Source organism: Micromonospora mirobrigensis (assembly GCF_900091555.1).
Lineage (GTDB): Bacteria > Actinomycetota > Actinomycetes > Mycobacteriales > Micromonosporaceae > Micromonospora > Micromonospora mirobrigensis.
The window spans coordinates 263223-278173 of record NZ_FMCX01000008.1; the positions used below are offsets into that span (position 1 = coordinate 263223).

Genomic DNA, 14951 nt, shown 5'->3' on the forward strand with positions numbered 1-14951 from the left:
TCTTGCCAATGACAGGGTGGGGCGGTGGCCGAGACCTCCGCGACACCCCGCACCGACCCCGCCGTACGCCGGATCACCGACTCACCGGTGCTCGCCGCGCTGGCCCACCCGCTGCGCCGCCGCCTGATGGACGTGCTCAAGGTGCACGACGCCGCCACCGTCGGCGTCCTCGCCGAGCAGACCGGCCAGGCGCCCGCCAACGTCAGCCACCACATGAAGGTCCTCGCCGCCGCCGACCTCGTCACCGAGGCCCCCGAGCTGGCCCGGGACCGGCGGGAACGCTGGTGGCGACTGGTCAACCGGGGCGTCCGCTGGTCCAGCGCCGACTTCGACGCCGATCCCGCCGGCCGGGCGGTCGCCGACGCCGCCACCTCGCTCAACCTCGACCGGCACGTCACGCTGGCCCGGGCCTGGCACGCGGCCGGTGACGAGGCCCACGAGCACTGGGGCGACGGCCCCTTCTCCACCGACCGCTGGCTGCGCCTGACCCCCGACGAGCTGGCCGAGCTGAGCCGGGAACTGAACGACGTGCTGGCCCGCTGGGGCGACCGCGGCACCCCGGACGACGGCCGCGAGCGGCAGCCGGTCTTCGTCTTCGCGTACGGCGTACCGGCCCGGCCGTGAGCGCCGCCCCGGCCCCGGCCGGCCCCCGCGCACCCACCACCGGCCGGCGCGACGACCGCCCCCGGGGCGGGCTGCTGCACCACCGCGACTTCCGGCTGCTCTGGGCGGGGCAGACCGCCAGCGCCCTGGGCAGCAACGTGACGACGGTGGCGCTGCCCCTGGTCGCGGTCACCGTGCTCGACGCCGGCACCCTCCAGGTGGCCGTCCTCACCGCCGCGGCGTGGCTGCCCTGGCTGCTCATCGGGCTGCCGGTGGGCGCCTGGGTGGACCGGCTGCCCCGCCGTCCGCTGATGATCGGCTGCGACCTGGTGTCGGCGCTGCTGTTCGCCAGCGTCCCGGTGACCGCCGCGCTCGGTGTGCTCACCGTCGGGCAGCTGCTCGCCGTGGCGCTCGGCGCCGGGGCGGCCCGGGTCTTCTTCGAGACCGCCGACCAGGTCTACCTGCCCACCCTGCTGCGCCCCGAGCAGCTGCCGGAGGGCAACGCCAAGCTCCAGGCCACCCAGACCACCAGCTACGTCCTCGGACCCGGGGTGGCCGGCGTGGTCGCGCAGCTCGCCGGGGCGGTCGTCGCCCTGCTGCTGGACGTGCTGAGCTTCCTGGTCTCGGCCGCCTGCCTGCTGCGCGTCCGGGCGGTCGAGCCGCCACCGGCGAGGGCGGCCGGAGCGCCGTCGCTGCGTCGACGGATCGCCGACGGCCTCACCTTCGTGGCACGCGACCCCTACCTGCGGGTGCTGACGGTGTTCGGCGCCGCCAGCAACATCGGCCTGGTCGGCTACCAGGCGCTCCTGGTGGTCTTCCTGGTCCGTGAGGTGGGGCTGCGGCCCGGGCTGGTCGGTGCCGTGGTCGGCGCGATGAGCCTGGGCGGGGTGCTCGGCGCGCTGGTCGCCACCACCGTCGGACGCCGACTGGGCAGCGCCCGGGCCATGCTGGTCGCCGCCGCCCTGACCGGGCCACCGTCGCTGCTCGTCCCGCTGGCCCGGCCGGGCGCGGGCCTGCTCTGGCCCGTGCTGGGTGGGCTGCTGGTCAGCCTCGGGGTGGCGGTCGGCAACGTCGTCAAGGGCGCGTTCCGGCAGGCGTACACCCCGCACCACCTGCTGGGCCGGGTCACCGTGAGCATGCACCTGCTCAACTACGGCGCGATCCCGCTCGCCGCGACGGTGGCCGGCGCGCTCGGCGCGGCCCTCGGACCCGGGCGGGCGATCTGGCTGCTCACCGGCTGGCTGGCCGCCAGCCCACTGATCCTGCTGGCCGGTCCGCTGCGTCGGCGGCGCGACCTACCGACCGCGCCGGCCTGACCGGCCGGCGCGGGTGGCGAAAAAGGACGCGGCGATCGTGGACGGCGCCACGATCGCCGCGGTGACGTCGACGCCCGGCCGCCTCGTGAGCGAGAGGACGGACGTGACGACCGCGCTGTGGCGGCGGCCCTGGGCCGCCGCCACCGGCACGGAACTAGATCGGACGGACGTTGTCCGCCTGCGGGCCCTTCTGCCCCTGGGTCACCTCGAACTCGACCTTCTGCGCCTCGTGCAGCTCTCGGTAGCCGCTGGAGGCGATGGCCGAGTAGTGGACGAAGACGTCCGGGCCTCCGCCGTCCTGCTCGATGAAGCCGAAGCCCTTTTCCGAGTTGAACCACTTGACCGTGCCGGTTGCCATGCATCTCTCCCTGTTCACAGCGGCGGACCATCGGCGACTGGCCGATGATCGCCCTTACCACCCCTGACAGTAACCGCCCGACAGCCGATCCGCTGCCGGAAGTGCCGGCGCGCCTCCGAAGATTCGCGCGGCGGAACGGGAAATCGACCCGTCGGCGGGCCGGTTGCGGCATGCTGGCCTGCGATGGTGATGGCCACAGCCGCAGCGCTGACCGAGTTGGAACAGGAAATTACCGCTCCCGGTGAAGGGCTCGACCGGCTCCGGCTGGTCGAGACGCCCTTCGTCCCCGAGGTGCGGCTGCACCTGGCCGAGGACGCCATCGTCTGGTGGGCCCGGATGGAGGCCGCGGCCGGCCGTCCGCTGGCGGCGCCGTACTGGGCCTCGGCCTGGGCGGGTGGGCAGGCCCTGGCCCGCTACCTGCTCGACCATCCCGGGCTGGTCCGCGACCGGCGGGTGCTCGACCTGGCCACCGGCTCCGGCCTGGTCGCGATCGCCGCCGCGCTCGCCGGGGCGCGGCAGGTCGTGGCCAACGACATCGACCCGTACGCGGTGGCCGCGGTCACCGTCAACGCCCGGGCCAACCGGGTCGACGTCACCGCGCAGGCGGGCGACCTGCTCGACGCCGACATCCAGGTCGACCTGCTGCTCGCCGGGGACGTGCTCTACGACGGCGAGATGGCCGCACGGGTGCTGCCGTTCCTGCGCCGCGCCGCGGCCGGCGGCGCGCAGGTGCTGCTCGGCGATCCGGGCCGTGGCCACCTCTCCGCCACCGGCTGGGAGACGGTCGTCAGCTACCCGGTGCCGACCACCGAGCCCAGCGTCGACCCGGCGCCCCGCCCGGTCCGGGTGCTCCGCCCGGCCTGAACCGCCGGCGCCCGCTCAGGGAACACCCGGAGACGGGTTCTCCGGGACGACCGGGGGACCGCGCCGGATGCCCCGGGCGGCTCGGCGGAAATAGCGTACGGGGCATGGCGCAATGGTTGTCCCAGCTGACCGAGCTCCCCACCACCCTGCTGGCCGGGGCGCTCGCGGTGGTCATGCTCCTGGACGCCGTACCCCTGCTCGGGGTGCTCGTCCCCGGCGACGTGGCGATCCTCGCGGCGATCGGGGTCGGGGCGCCCGCCACCACGGGCGCCAGCTTCGCCGCCGTGGTCGGTGGCTGCCTGGCCGGCTGGTCGCTGAGCTTCCTGGTCGGCCGCCGCTACGGCGACCGGTTGCGGCACAGCCGGGCCGGGGGCTGGATCGGCGAGTCCCGGTGGGCCGCGGCGGAGGGCGTCCTGCGTGCCGGCGGCGGGCGGATGGTGCTGGTGGCGCCCTTCCTGCCGGTGTTCAACGCGCTGCTGCCGCTGGCCGCGGGCGGGCTGCGGATGCCGTACCGGCGCTTCCTGGCCTGCGCGGCGGCCGGCGCGACCGCCTGGGCGGGTCTCTACGTGCTGCTCGGCACGGCGGCCCGGTCGCTGGCGGGGGTGCTGCCGGGATTCGGCGGGCCGTTGCCGGTCACCATCGCGGTCGGGCTGCTCCTCGCCGCCCTGGCGGTGGCCGGCACCCGCCGCCGGCTGCGGGCCGTGCTGGCCGACCAGGCGGCCTGAGCGCCGCTCACGGGGACGGCCGGTGCGGATCCGCGGATCCACACCGGCCGGGGCGGGTCACCAGCCCCGGGCTCGCCACTGCGGCAGGGCCGGGCGCTCCGCGCCGAGCGTGCTGTCCTTGCCGTGGCCCGGATAGAACCAGGTCTCGTCCGGCAGCCGGTCGAAGAGCTTGTGCTCGACGTCGTCGATCAGCGAGCCGAACCGCTGCGGGTCCTGCTCGGTGTTGCCGACCCCACCGGGGAAGAGCGAGTCGCCGGTGAACAGGTGCGGTACGCCGGACGGGTCCCGGTAGAGCAGCGCGATCGACCCGGGCGTGTGCCCCACCAGGTGGATCACCTCCAGTTCGCAGTCACCCACCCGCACGGTGTTGCCGTCGCGCAGCGGCTCCGCCGGGATCGGCAGTCCGTCGGCGTCGTCGGCGTGCACCAGCGCGCGGGCGCCGGTCTTGGCGACCACCTCCTCCAGCGCCACCCAGTGGTCCATGTGCCGGTGGGTGGTGACCACCGTGGCCAGCCCGCCGTCGGCGACCAGCTCCAGCAGCCGGGGCGCCTCGTTCGCCGCGTCGATCAGCAGCTGCTCGCCGGTGCCGTGGCAGCGCAGCAGGTAGGCGTTGTTGTCCATCGGGCCGACCGACACCTTGGTGACGGTGAGCCGGTCCAGTTCGCGTACCGCCGGCGCTCCGCCGGGGGTGACGTCTCCGTTGTAGGTCATCGGTTACCTAGATCCATTCCGGTGGGGTCGGTAGCGGGCCGTGCGGGGTCACGGTGAGCACCCGGCCGTCGGCGCGGCCGATCAGCCAGGCCGCCAGCTCCGGCGCCGGACCGGCGACCACGGGGGCGCCGGCCGGCTCACCGACGGTGAGTTCGTGCCGGCTGCCGTCGAAGCGCAGCACCAGCGCCGGCACGTCGGAGCGGCCGGCCAGGTCGGCGGCGACCTCGTGCAGCAGCCGGTGGCCGAACGCCGGCGGCCAGTCGGCCGGCCGGTATCCCGCGGCCAGGTCGACGTGGTGCACCTCGACCTCCCGCAGCCGGGCCCAGACCAGCCGGGCGGCCACCATCGGGCCACGGTGGGTCCGCACCGTCGCCGCCCAGGCCGGCACCGGCATGGCGGCGACCGCGTCGACGAACCGGGCGGCCGAGCGGCGCAGGTCGGCCAGGTGCTCGGCCGGCGGGCGCGCCGCGCCGGCCTCGATGTCGGCGGTACGGGCGGCGGGGTCGGCGTACATCGGGACGTCCTCGCCGGTGCGTGCCGCGGTGAGCAGGTTGCGCAGGCCGTCGGCGTTGCGGGCCAGGTGGGCCAGCACGTGCCCCCGGGTCCAGCCGGGCAGCAGCGAGGGCGCGGCGACCGCCGTGGCGTCGAGGGTCTCGGCGGTGGCCAGCAGCCGCGCGGTGGCGTCGTCCACCTCGCCGGTCAGCAGCAGCGGGTCGGTGGTCACGGGTCGACCCTAGCGGTCGCCTCTCACCGCGTCGCCGTGGAAATCGCTTTCGGCGCGTCGGCGGTGGTCCTACCGTCGTCGCAGAACGCGGCACCGGGGGTCGGGAGGCGAGGTGATGGTGACCATGCCCGTCGTACGCGTGTTCCGCCACGACCCGCTCCGACTTTCCTGAGGATGTGCCATGACCATCGACCTCACCGCCCTCGGCTGGGACGCCGACCGGGCGGCCTACGTACCCCGCCGGTCCGGGCGGCGTCCCGGCCGGGTGGCCCGGGTGGACCGCGGCGTCTGCACGGTGCTCACCGCCGACGGGCCGGTCCGCGCCACGCTGGGCGGCGCGGTCCTCGGCGACGCCGCCCGGGACCCGGCCACCCTGCCCTGTGCCGGTGACTGGGTGCTGCTGGCGAGCTGGCCGGACGGCCCGGTCACCGTCGAGGCGGTGCTGCCCCGGCGGACCGCGCTGGTCCGGCGGACTGCGGGCAAGGACGCCAGTGGCCAGGTGCTGGCCGCGAACCTGGACGCGGCGGCGGTCGTCGAGCCGGTGCACCCCGAGCCGGACGTCGGCCGGATCGAACGGCTGCTCTCCCTGGTCCACGAGTCGGGGGCGCGCCCGTTGGTGCTGCTGACCAAGGCCGACCTGGCCGCCGACGCGGACGCGCTGGCCCGGCAGCTCGCCGCGGTGGCCCCGGGGGTGCCGGTGCTGCCGGTCAGCGCCGAGCGGGGGGTGGGCCTGGCGCCGCTGCGTCCGCTGGTCGCGCCGGGGCGCACCCTCGGGCTGCTCGGGCCCTCCGGCGCGGGCAAGTCCAGCCTGGTCAACGCGCTGGCGGGGGCGACGGTGATGCCGACCCAGGCGATCCGCCGGGTGGACGGCAAGGGCCGGCACACCACCACCTGGCGGGCGCTGGTGCCGATCCCCGGCGGCGGCGCCGTGCTGGACACCCCGGGGGTACGCGCGGTCGGCCTGCTGGACGGCGCGGCCGGCCTGGACCGGGCGTTCACTGACATCGTCGCGCTCGCCACCGGCTGCCGGTACGCCGACTGCGCGCACGACGCCGAGCCGGCCTGCGCGGTCCGGGCGGCCCTGGAGTGCGGCGAGCTGCCACCCCGGCGGTACGAGAGCTGGCGCCGCCTTCAGCGGGAGGTGGCCCACGAGAGCCGGCGCCGGGAGGCCCGGGTGGCCGCCGAGCGGCGGGGTGGTTGGCGGTCGGCCCGGCGACGGACCGCGCGTCCGGCGTCTCCGCCGTCGGCGGGCGGATACTGACCGGCCGCCCGGGGGAGGTCCGGGGCGGCCCGACCGGGGTGAGCTGGGGGAATGTGCGGGCGCGGAAAGTTGTCGTACCTCGGGGCTAGAGTTGCCCAGGCGTCTTCTCCGCGCCCGCAAAACCGCTCAGACCCCGCTCCGAGCGGACAGAACCGCCTCACTTTCTTCTTCCGGGAGCACACGCACCGTGGCCGACCGACTGATCATCCGTGGCGCGCGCGAGCACAACCTGCGTGACGTCAGTCTCGACCTGCCCCGGGACGCCCTGATCGTCTTCACCGGGCTCTCCGGGTCGGGCAAGTCGAGCCTGGCCTTCGACACGATCTTCGCCGAGGGCCAGCGGCGCTACGTCGAGTCGCTCTCGTCGTACGCCCGGCAGTTCCTCGGCCAGATGGACAAGCCCGACGTCGACTTCATCGAGGGCCTCAGCCCGGCGGTCTCCATCGACCAGAAGTCCACCTCGCGCAACCCGCGCTCGACGGTGGGCACCATCACCGAGGTCTACGACTACCTCCGGCTGCTCTTCGCCCGCATCGGCGAACCGCACTGCCCGGTCTGCGGCGAGCGGATCTCCAAGCAGAGCCCGCAGCAGATCGTCGACCGGGTCCTCGCGATGGCCGAGGGCACCAAGTTCATGGTGCTCGCGCCGGTCGTGCGCGGCCGCAAGGGGGAGTACGTCGACCTCTTCGCCGAGCTCCAGGGCAAGGGCTACGCCCGGGCCCGGGTCGACGGCGTGGTGCACCAGCTGACCGAGCCGCCCAAGCTCAAGAAGCAGGAGAAGCACACCATCGAGGTGGTGATCGACCGGCTCACCGTCAAGGCCAGCGCCAAGCAGCGGCTGACCGACTCGGTCGAGGCCGCGCTCGGTCTCTCCGGCGGGCTGGTCCTGCTCGACTTCGTCGACCTGGCCGAGGACGACCCGAACCGGGAGCGTCGCTACTCCGAGCACCTGGCCTGCCCCAACGACCACCCCCTGGCGATCGAGGACCTGGAGCCCCGGGTCTTCTCCTTCAACGCGCCGTACGGCGCCTGCCCGGAGTGCACCGGCCTGGGCACCAAGAAGGAGGTCGACCCGGAGCTGATCATCCCGGACCCGGAGCGCAGTCTCCGCGAGGGCGCGATCCAGCCCTGGTCCACCGGGCACAACCTGGAATACTTCCTGCGCCTGCTGGAGGCGCTCGGCGAGAGCCAGCACTTCGACGTCGACACGCCGTGGCGGGCGCTGCCGTCGCGGGCGCAGAAGACGATCCTGCACGGCTCCGACGACCAGGTGCACGTGCGCTACCGCAACAAGTACGGTCGCGAGCGCTCCTACTACACCGGCTTCGAGGGCGTGGTGCAGTGGATCGAGCGCCGGCACTCCGACACCGAGTCCGAGTGGTCCCGCGACAAGTACGAGGGCTACATGCGGGACGTGCCCTGCGCGGCCTGCGGTGGCGCCCGGCTCAAGCCCGAGGTGCTCGCGGTGACGCTGGCCGGGCGGAGCATCGCCGAGGTCTGCAACCTGTCGGTGGGCGAGGCGGCCGACCTGCTGGCCGGTATCGAGCTGACCGACCGGCAGAAGATGATCGCCGAGCGGGTGCTCAAGGAGATCAACGCCCGGTTGAAGTTCCTGCTCGACGTCGGACTGGACTACCTCTCCCTGGACCGGGCGGCGGGCACCCTCTCCGGTGGTGAGGCGCAGCGCATCCGGCTGGCCACCCAGATCGGCTCCGGCCTGGTCGGCGTCCTCTACGTGCTCGACGAGCCGTCGATCGGGCTGCACCAGCGCGACAATCACCGGCTGATCGAGACGCTGATCCGGCTGCGTGGCCTGGGCAACACGCTGATCGTGGTGGAGCATGACGAGGACACCATCCGGATGGCCGACTGGATCGTCGACATCGGCCCCGGCGCGGGCGAGCACGGCGGCAGGATCGTGCACAGCGGCTCGGTTCCGGCGCTGCTGGACAACCCCGAGTCGGTCACCGGGGCGTACCTCTCCGGGCGGAAGGTGATCCCCACCCCGCAGCGGCGTCGGCCGCAGACTCCCGGCCGTGAGCTGGTGGTCCACGGCGCCCGCGAGCACAACCTGTACAACCTGACCGTCGGTTTCCCGCTGGGGCAGCTGATCGCGGTCACCGGGGTCAGCGGCTCGGGCAAGTCGACGCTGGTCAACGACATCCTGCACGCCGTGCTGGCCAACCAGATCAACGGCGCGCGACTGGTGCCCGGCCGGCACACCCGGGTCACCGGCCTGGAGCACGTGGACAAGGTCGTCGGGGTCGACCAGTCGCCGATCGGGCGTACGCCCCGGTCCAACCCGGCCACCTACACCGGCGTCTGGGACCACGTCCGCCGGCTCTTCGCCGAGACCACCGAGGCCAAGGTCCGGGGGTACGGTCCCGGCCGGTTCTCGTTCAACGTCAAGGGCGGCCGCTGCGAGGCGTGCTCCGGAGACGGCACGATCAAGATCGAGATGAACTTCCTCCCGGACGTCTACGTCCCGTGCGAGGTCTGCAAGGGCGCCCGCTACAACCGGGAGACCCTGGAGGTGCACTACAAGGGCAAGACGGTCTCCGACGTGCTGGAGATGCCGATCGAGGAGGCGGCCGAGTTCTTCTCCGCCATCCCGGCCATCCACCGGCACCTCAAGACGCTGGTCGACGTCGGTCTGGGTTACGTGCGGCTCGGCCAGCCCGCGCCGACCCTCTCCGGGGGTGAGGCGCAGCGCGTCAAGCTCGCCTCCGAGCTCCAGAAGCGCTCCACCGGCCGGACGGTCTACGTCCTCGACGAGCCGACCACCGGCCTGCACTTCGAGGACATCCGCAAGCTGCTGATGGTGCTCGAGGGCCTGGTCGACAAGGGCAACACGGTGATCACCATCGAGCACAACCTCGACGTGATCAAGACCGCCGACTGGATCATCGACATGGGCCCCGAGGGCGGTCACCGGGGCGGCACGGTGCTCGCCACCGGCACTCCGGAGGAGGTCGCCGAGGTGCCGGAGAGCCACACCGGCCAGTTCCTGCGCCCGCTGCTCAAGCTCGACGGCACGGCGAAGGGCGCCGCGGCGGCCACCAGCCGGGCGGCGAAGGCCAACGGCGCGACCCGGGCCCGGTCCACCCGCAAGGTGCCGGCCGGGGCGCGCTGACCCGGCGGCCGTCGGCCCGGCACGACCGGGTCGCACCGGCCGGCCGTCGGCGGCACCGGCGGGACACGAACGTGCACGGGCGGGCCCGCGATCGGGTCCGCCCGTCGCCGTTGCCAGGCCGTGCGGCGGCACGTTGAACCAGGCGACCCGGTGGTGCGTGTTCGAAGGGCAGGGCCGCCGGGATCGCCGACCGGGGTCCACCAACCGAGAGGGGCCGCAGATGAGTGACGAGCAGGCTTGCACCGGGCCGGGTACGCCGCCCCGCCGTACGCTGCTGGCCGGCGCCGGAGCGGTCGGGGCCGGAGTGCTCCTCTCCGCCTGCGGCAGCGACGAGGGCTCCGGTTCAGGCGCCACGCCGACCAGCGGCGGGCCGGGCGCGACGGGCGCCGGGGACGCCGAGGGCGGCGACCGGGACAGCGCCGGCCCGCTGGCCCGGACCACCGACGTCCCGGTCGGTGGGGGCGTGATCCTCGCCGACAAGGGCGTCGTCATCACCCAGCCGCAGGCCGGCCAGTTCAAGGGCTTCGACCCGATCTGCACCCACCAGGGCTGCCCGGTGTCGAAGATCGACGCCGGCTCGATCATCTGCACCTGCCACGGCAGCCGCTTCTCGACCAGCGACGGTTCGGTCCAGCAGGGTCCGGCCACCAAGCCGCTGCCGGCGAAGCAGCTCAAGGTCACCGGCGAGCAGATCACCCTGGCCTGAACCGGGTCAGACCGCCGCGCGGGTCGCCTCGTCGGCGGCCTCCCCGCCGGCCGGGCCGCCGGTCCCGGGCGGGTCGCGCAGGGCGTGTGGGGGCAGCACCCGCTCCAGCAGCAGCACGGCCCCGACGGTGCCGGCGTTGACCAGCGCCAGGACCAGCCACGGCGCGGCGCCGTCGACCTCGTGCAGGGTGGCGAAGAAGGCGGGGGCGAGCATCGAGGCGACCGTCCAGGAGTACTGGAACACCGCCAGGTAACGCCCCCGCGAACCGGCCGGCGCGACCGCCGCGGCGAGCGCCACCGAGGCCGGCGCGTGGGCCAGCTCCGCCACGGTGCAGAGCAGGGTCGCCGCCACCAGCAGCGTCGCCACCAGGGCCGGCGGGCCGGGTCCCAGGGTGGCCATCGCCACCCCCCAGACCGTCCAGAGGGTCGCCGCCAGGGCGATGGTGCGGCTGCGCCGGTAGCGGGGCAGCCGGGTGCCGACCGGCCCGGCGAGCGCGGCGATCAGAAAGGCGTTGCCGGCCAGCACCGCGGCGGTGAGCCAGGCCGGGGCGCGCAGGTCGGCCAGCACCACCGTGGGCAGCGCCAGACCGAGCATCATGCTGGTCAACGCGTGCGCCGTGTTGACCGTGACCAGGCCGAGGAAGGGCCGGTCGCGCAGCAGGGCCGGGTAGCCGTCGCGCCCGGTGGCGGTCGGGGTGGCGGCCGTGCGGGGTGCGCGTACCGCCGCCGCGATGGCGCCGGCCGCGAGGGTGAAGCAACCGGCCGCCACCCAGGCGGTCGCCCGGTAGGCGGCCGGTTGGCCGTTCGCCACGAGCAGGCCGGTGGCCAGCCCGCCGATCGCCAGCCCGGCCGACCGGGCTCCGTTGCTCACCGAGTACCAGGTGTCCGACGTCCACCCGCCGCCGCGGCCGTCGACGTAGTCGGCGACCAGCGTGAAGACCGTGGACCAGAAGAACCGCACCCCGAGGGCCACCAGCGCCGCCGCGGCGAAGACCCCGGCCGGGCCGGCGACCCGGGAGTACGCGAGGTAGCCGGCCGCCTGCACCAGCTGGGCGGCCACCACCACCGGCAGCGCGCCGAACCGGTCGGCCAGCGCCCCGGCCCACAACGGCACCGCGAGGGTGAGGGCGGTGGCCGCGCTGAGCAGCAGGCCGAGCTGCCCGAGTGGGACGTCGGTCAGCGCCAGGAAGTAGACCAGCGACAGGGGCATGAACAGGCCGTTGCCGATCGCGTCGACGGTCAGCGCCGCGACCAGGACGGCTCCGCCCCGGCTGCGGCGGACCGGCTCGGCCTGCATCCGCGCTCCTCGTTCGACCCGGTCCCCACCAGCGCGGGGCAGCCGGCGGGTGGGCCCGGACGGGCCCGGGCGGGAAGGCTACTGGCTGGCCACCGGGTCGGCATACCGGATTTCCCGGCCGGCCCGCGTCGTTTCCGGGCCGGCCCGCGTCGCGCGGGACTGTCGGGCCCTCGGACTACGCTTGTCGGGTGGCTGACCCCTCGACCTATCGACCCGCGCCCGGCACGATCCCCGAGTCCCCGGGGGTCTACCGGTTCCGCGACGGCACCGGTCGGGTGATCTACGTCGGCAAGGCCCGTAACCTGCGCAGCCGGCTCAACTCCTACTTCGCCGACCCGGTCAACCTGCACCAGCGGACCCGGCAGATGGTCTTCACCGCCGAGTCGGTGGACTGGATCACCGTCGCCACCGAGGTGGAGGCGCTCCAGCAGGAATACACCTGGATCAAGCAGTACGACCCCCGGTTCAACGTCCGCTACCGCGACGACAAGTCGTACCCGTACCTCGCGGTGACCCTCGACGAGGAATACCCGCGCCTTCAGGTGATGCGGGGCGCCAAGCGCAAGGGGGTGCGGTATTTCGGGCCGTACTCGCACGCCTGGGCGATCCGCGAGACCCTCGACCTGCTGCTGCGGGTCTTCCCGGCGCGGACCTGCTCCTCCGGGGTGTTCAAGCGGGCCGGCCAGGTCGGCCGCCCCTGCCTGCTGGGCTACATCGGCAAGTGCTCGGCGCCCTGCGTGGGCACCGTCTCCGCCGACCGGCACCGGGAGATCGTCGACGGCTTCTGCGACTTCATGGCCGGCCGCACCGACACGATGGTCCGCAGGCTCGAACGCGAGATGCTCCAGGCCAGCGAGGAGTTGGAGTTCGAGCGCGCAGCCCGGCTCCGCGACGACGTCGCGGCCCTGCGCCGGGCGATGGAGAAGCAGACCGTGGTGCTCGGCGACGGCACCGACGCCGACGTGGTGGCCTTCGCCGACGACCCGCTCGAGTCCGCCGTGCAGGTCTTCCACGTCCGCGACGGCCGGGTCCGCGGCCAGCGCGGCTGGGTGGTGGAGAAGACCGAGGAGCTCAGCACCGGGGACCTGGTGCACCACTTCTGCACCCAGGTGTACGGCGGTGAGCAGGGCGAGGCGGACGTGCCCCGCGAGCTGCTCGTCCCCGAGTTGCCCGCCGACGCCGACGCGCTCGCCGACTGGCTCTCCGGTCGCCGGGGGAGCCGGGTCTCGCTGCGGGTGCCGCAGCGCGGCGACAAGAAGGCCCTGCTGGAGACCGTCGAGCGCAACGCGAAGGACGCCCTGAACCGGCACAAGCTCAAGCGCGCCGGTGACCTGACCACTCGCAGCAAGGCGTTGGACGAGATCAGCGAAGCGCTCGCCATGCGCACGTCGCCACTGCGCATCGAGTGCTTCGACGTGTCCCAGATCCAGGGCACCGACGTGGTGGCCAGCATGGTGGTCTTCGAGGACGGCCTGCCCCGCAAGAGCGAGTACCGCCGCTTCATCGTCCGGGGCGCCACCGACGACCTCTCCGCCATGTCGGAGGTGCTGCGCCGCCGTTTCGCCCGCTACCTGGACGCCCGCGCCGAGACCGGCGAGCTGGGGGAGGAGACCGCCGCCGACCCGGACCGCCCCGGTATCGACCCCACCACCGGGCGGCCCCGCAGGTTCGCGTACCCGCCACAGCTGGTGGTGGTCGACGGCGGCGCCCCGCAGGTGGCGGCCGCCGCCCAGGCCCTCGCCGAGCTGGGCATCGACGACGTGGCGCTCTGCGGGCTGGCCAAGCGGCTGGAGGAGGTCTGGCTGCCCGACGACGACTTCCCGGTCATCCTGCCGCGTACGTCCGAGGGCCTCTACCTGTTGCAGCGGGTCCGGGACGAGGCGCACCGGTTCGCCATCACCTTCCACCGGCAGCGGCGCTCCAAGCGGATGACCGAATCGGCCCTGGACAACATCCCCGGCCTCGGCGAGGTACGCCGCAAGGCGCTGCTGCGGCACTTCGGCTCGCTGAAGCGGCTCTCGGCGGCGACCGTCGAGGAGATCACCGAGGTGCCGGGCGTGGGGAAGCGGACGGCGGAGGCGATCCTCGCCGCGCTGGACGAGGAGACCACCGTGACCCCGTCCACCCCCGCCTGACCCACCTCCTCCCGGCGCGGGCCGGTCGTTACCCGCCGTGCGGCCCTGGGGCCGGTGTGCGGCGTGTCGGTGTCCCGGTGTCCCGGGGGACGGCGGTTGGCGCGGAGGCCGCCGCCCCCTCGGTGGAACGTCATGGGCTGTCTCCGGGCCCGTTTGACATCCATGGCGTTCCACCCACGCATGTCGCCGCCGGCACGCCTGGGCGAAATGTCCGGCCGCGGTGTTCCGGGCGTCTGGTTTGCGAGCGGTGTCCCGTGGTCGTCGGTACCCGCGGCGCGGAATCGGCTGCGGGGCCCGGGCGTTGTACCTGCCATACCGCGGGCACTCCCCGCCCGGCGGCCCCCGGCAGGGCCCGGTGGAATGCCGGCGAGAGCCGCACCGTTACATCCCCCGGACCGCGGAGCCCCACAGCGGCCCCCGGCGAAGGTCCGGCGGAATGCCGGCCCGAGCCACACGGTTACACCCCCCGGACCGCGAAGCACCCGGCAGTGCCGGCGGGAATCGTCCCCGGCCACCGGTCGTTACATCCCCGGGTCACCCGAGCAGCCACCCCCGTGAGCGCCGGACCGACCCCCCTCCACACCCCCCACGCGGCGGTCGCCGTGTGTCTTCCCCCGATGCAGAGGAGTACGAGTCATGCGTACCGATCTGATTCGCAAGAGCGCCCTGACCGTTGCCGGTATCGCCGCCACCGCCGGCGGGATCGCCGGCCCGGCGATCGCCGCGCAGGCCAGCCCGGCGGAGAAGGCCGCCTCCAGTGTCACCACCAACCGTGGCCACGGCCATGGTGAGCGCGAGCTCAACGTCCGCTACGAGGCGCAGCCCAACTTCTACTACTGTGGCCCGGCCGCGACCCGTAACGCCCTGTCGGTGCAGGGCAAGGACATCGACGTGGACGCGATGGCCAGGGAGATGGGCACCACCGAGGACGGCACCAACAGCATCAACGACATCACCCCGGTGCTGAACAAGGAGACCGGTAAGGACGTCTACCGGTCGGTGGAGATCAAGGATCGTAAGGCCGACGACAAGCAGACCGACAAGCTGCGCGCGGACGTCGTGGAGACCGTCGACGGCGGTCGGGCCGTGGTGGCGAACATCGCCGGCACCGCGGTCGAC

13 protein-coding genes are annotated in these 14951 nt (G+C 74.0%); 9 read left to right on the plus strand and 4 right to left on the minus strand.

What is annotated here, in order from left to right:
* Positions 1-24 precede the first annotated feature (24 nt).
* Entirely contained in the window at positions 25-624 is a 600-nt protein-coding gene (locus tag GA0070564_RS24570) for an ArsR/SmtB family transcription factor (RefSeq protein ID WP_091613547.1), read from the plus strand.
* Positions 621-1919, plus strand: coding sequence for an MFS transporter (locus tag GA0070564_RS24575; RefSeq protein WP_218104995.1), 1299 nt, complete (start codon positions 621-623; stop codon positions 1917-1919). The genes GA0070564_RS24570 and GA0070564_RS24575 overlap by 4 nt, the downstream gene beginning before the upstream one ends.
* A gap of 154 nt (positions 1920-2073) precedes the next feature.
* On the opposite strand, the gene GA0070564_RS24580 is transcribed toward GA0070564_RS24575, so the two are convergent.
* Positions 2074-2277, minus strand: coding sequence for a cold-shock protein (locus tag GA0070564_RS24580; RefSeq protein WP_088972255.1), 204 nt, complete (start codon positions 2275-2277; stop codon positions 2074-2076).
* 189 nt (positions 2278-2466) lie between these two features.
* On the opposite strand from GA0070564_RS24580, the gene GA0070564_RS24585 reads away from it, so the two are divergent.
* Positions 2467-3141, plus strand: coding sequence for a class I SAM-dependent methyltransferase (locus tag GA0070564_RS24585; RefSeq protein ID WP_091613704.1), 675 nt, complete (start codon positions 2467-2469; stop codon positions 3139-3141).
* A 104-nt stretch (positions 3142-3245) separates the two neighbouring features.
* The gene (locus GA0070564_RS24590; protein WP_091613550.1) at positions 3246-3866 is read left to right on the plus strand and encodes a DedA family protein; all 621 of its coding nucleotides are present in this window, start codon (positions 3246-3248) and stop codon (positions 3864-3866) included.
* Positions 3867-3923: 57 nt separating this feature from the next.
* Here the strand turns inward: GA0070564_RS24590 and GA0070564_RS24595 are convergent, their stop codons facing one another.
* Together GA0070564_RS24595 and GA0070564_RS24600 are read right to left on the minus strand one after the other, a co-directional pair.
* Positions 3924-4577, minus strand: a complete 654-nt coding sequence (locus GA0070564_RS24595) for an MBL fold metallo-hydrolase (RefSeq protein WP_091613553.1) — start codon at positions 4575-4577, stop codon at positions 3924-3926.
* 7 nt (positions 4578-4584) lie between these two features.
* A complete protein-coding gene (locus tag GA0070564_RS24600) occupies positions 4585-5301 on the minus strand; it encodes a maleylpyruvate isomerase family mycothiol-dependent enzyme (RefSeq protein ID WP_091613556.1) in 717 nt (238 codons plus the stop codon).
* 181 nt (positions 5302-5482) lie between these two features.
* On the opposite strand from GA0070564_RS24600, the gene rsgA reads away from it, so the two are divergent.
* The 3 genes from rsgA to GA0070564_RS24615 all read left to right on the plus strand — a co-directional run bounded on the left by rsgA (position 5483) and on the right by GA0070564_RS24615 (position 10401).
* Positions 5483-6562: a ribosome small subunit-dependent GTPase A gene (gene rsgA, locus GA0070564_RS24605; protein ID WP_091613559.1), complete on the plus strand. Its 1080-nt coding sequence runs from the start codon at positions 5483-5485 to the stop codon at positions 6560-6562.
* A 187-nt stretch (positions 6563-6749) separates the two neighbouring features.
* Positions 6750-9695: an excinuclease ABC subunit UvrA gene (gene uvrA, locus GA0070564_RS24610; RefSeq protein ID WP_091613562.1), complete on the plus strand. Its 2946-nt coding sequence runs from the start codon at positions 6750-6752 to the stop codon at positions 9693-9695.
* 220 nt (positions 9696-9915) lie between these two features.
* Positions 9916-10401 (plus strand): Rieske (2Fe-2S) protein, encoded by a 486-nt coding sequence (locus GA0070564_RS24615; protein WP_091613565.1) that lies wholly within the window; start codon positions 9916-9918, stop codon positions 10399-10401.
* A gap of 6 nt (positions 10402-10407) precedes the next feature.
* Here the strand turns inward: GA0070564_RS24615 and GA0070564_RS24620 are convergent, their stop codons facing one another.
* Positions 10408-11697 (minus strand): MFS transporter, encoded by a 1290-nt coding sequence (locus GA0070564_RS24620; RefSeq protein ID WP_176730824.1) that lies wholly within the window; start codon positions 11695-11697, stop codon positions 10408-10410.
* Positions 11698-11885: 188 nt separating this feature from the next.
* Here GA0070564_RS24620 and uvrC point away from each other — a divergent pair, with 188 nt between their 5' ends.
* Together uvrC and GA0070564_RS24630 are read left to right on the plus strand one after the other, a co-directional pair.
* Positions 11886-13832 (plus strand): excinuclease ABC subunit UvrC, encoded by a 1947-nt coding sequence (gene uvrC, locus GA0070564_RS24625; protein ID WP_091613568.1) that lies wholly within the window; start codon positions 11886-11888, stop codon positions 13830-13832.
* Positions 13833-14468: 636 nt separating this feature from the next.
* On the plus strand, positions 14469-14951 hold a 483-nt coding region (locus tag GA0070564_RS24630; protein ID WP_091613572.1), incomplete at its 3' end, for a C39 family peptidase.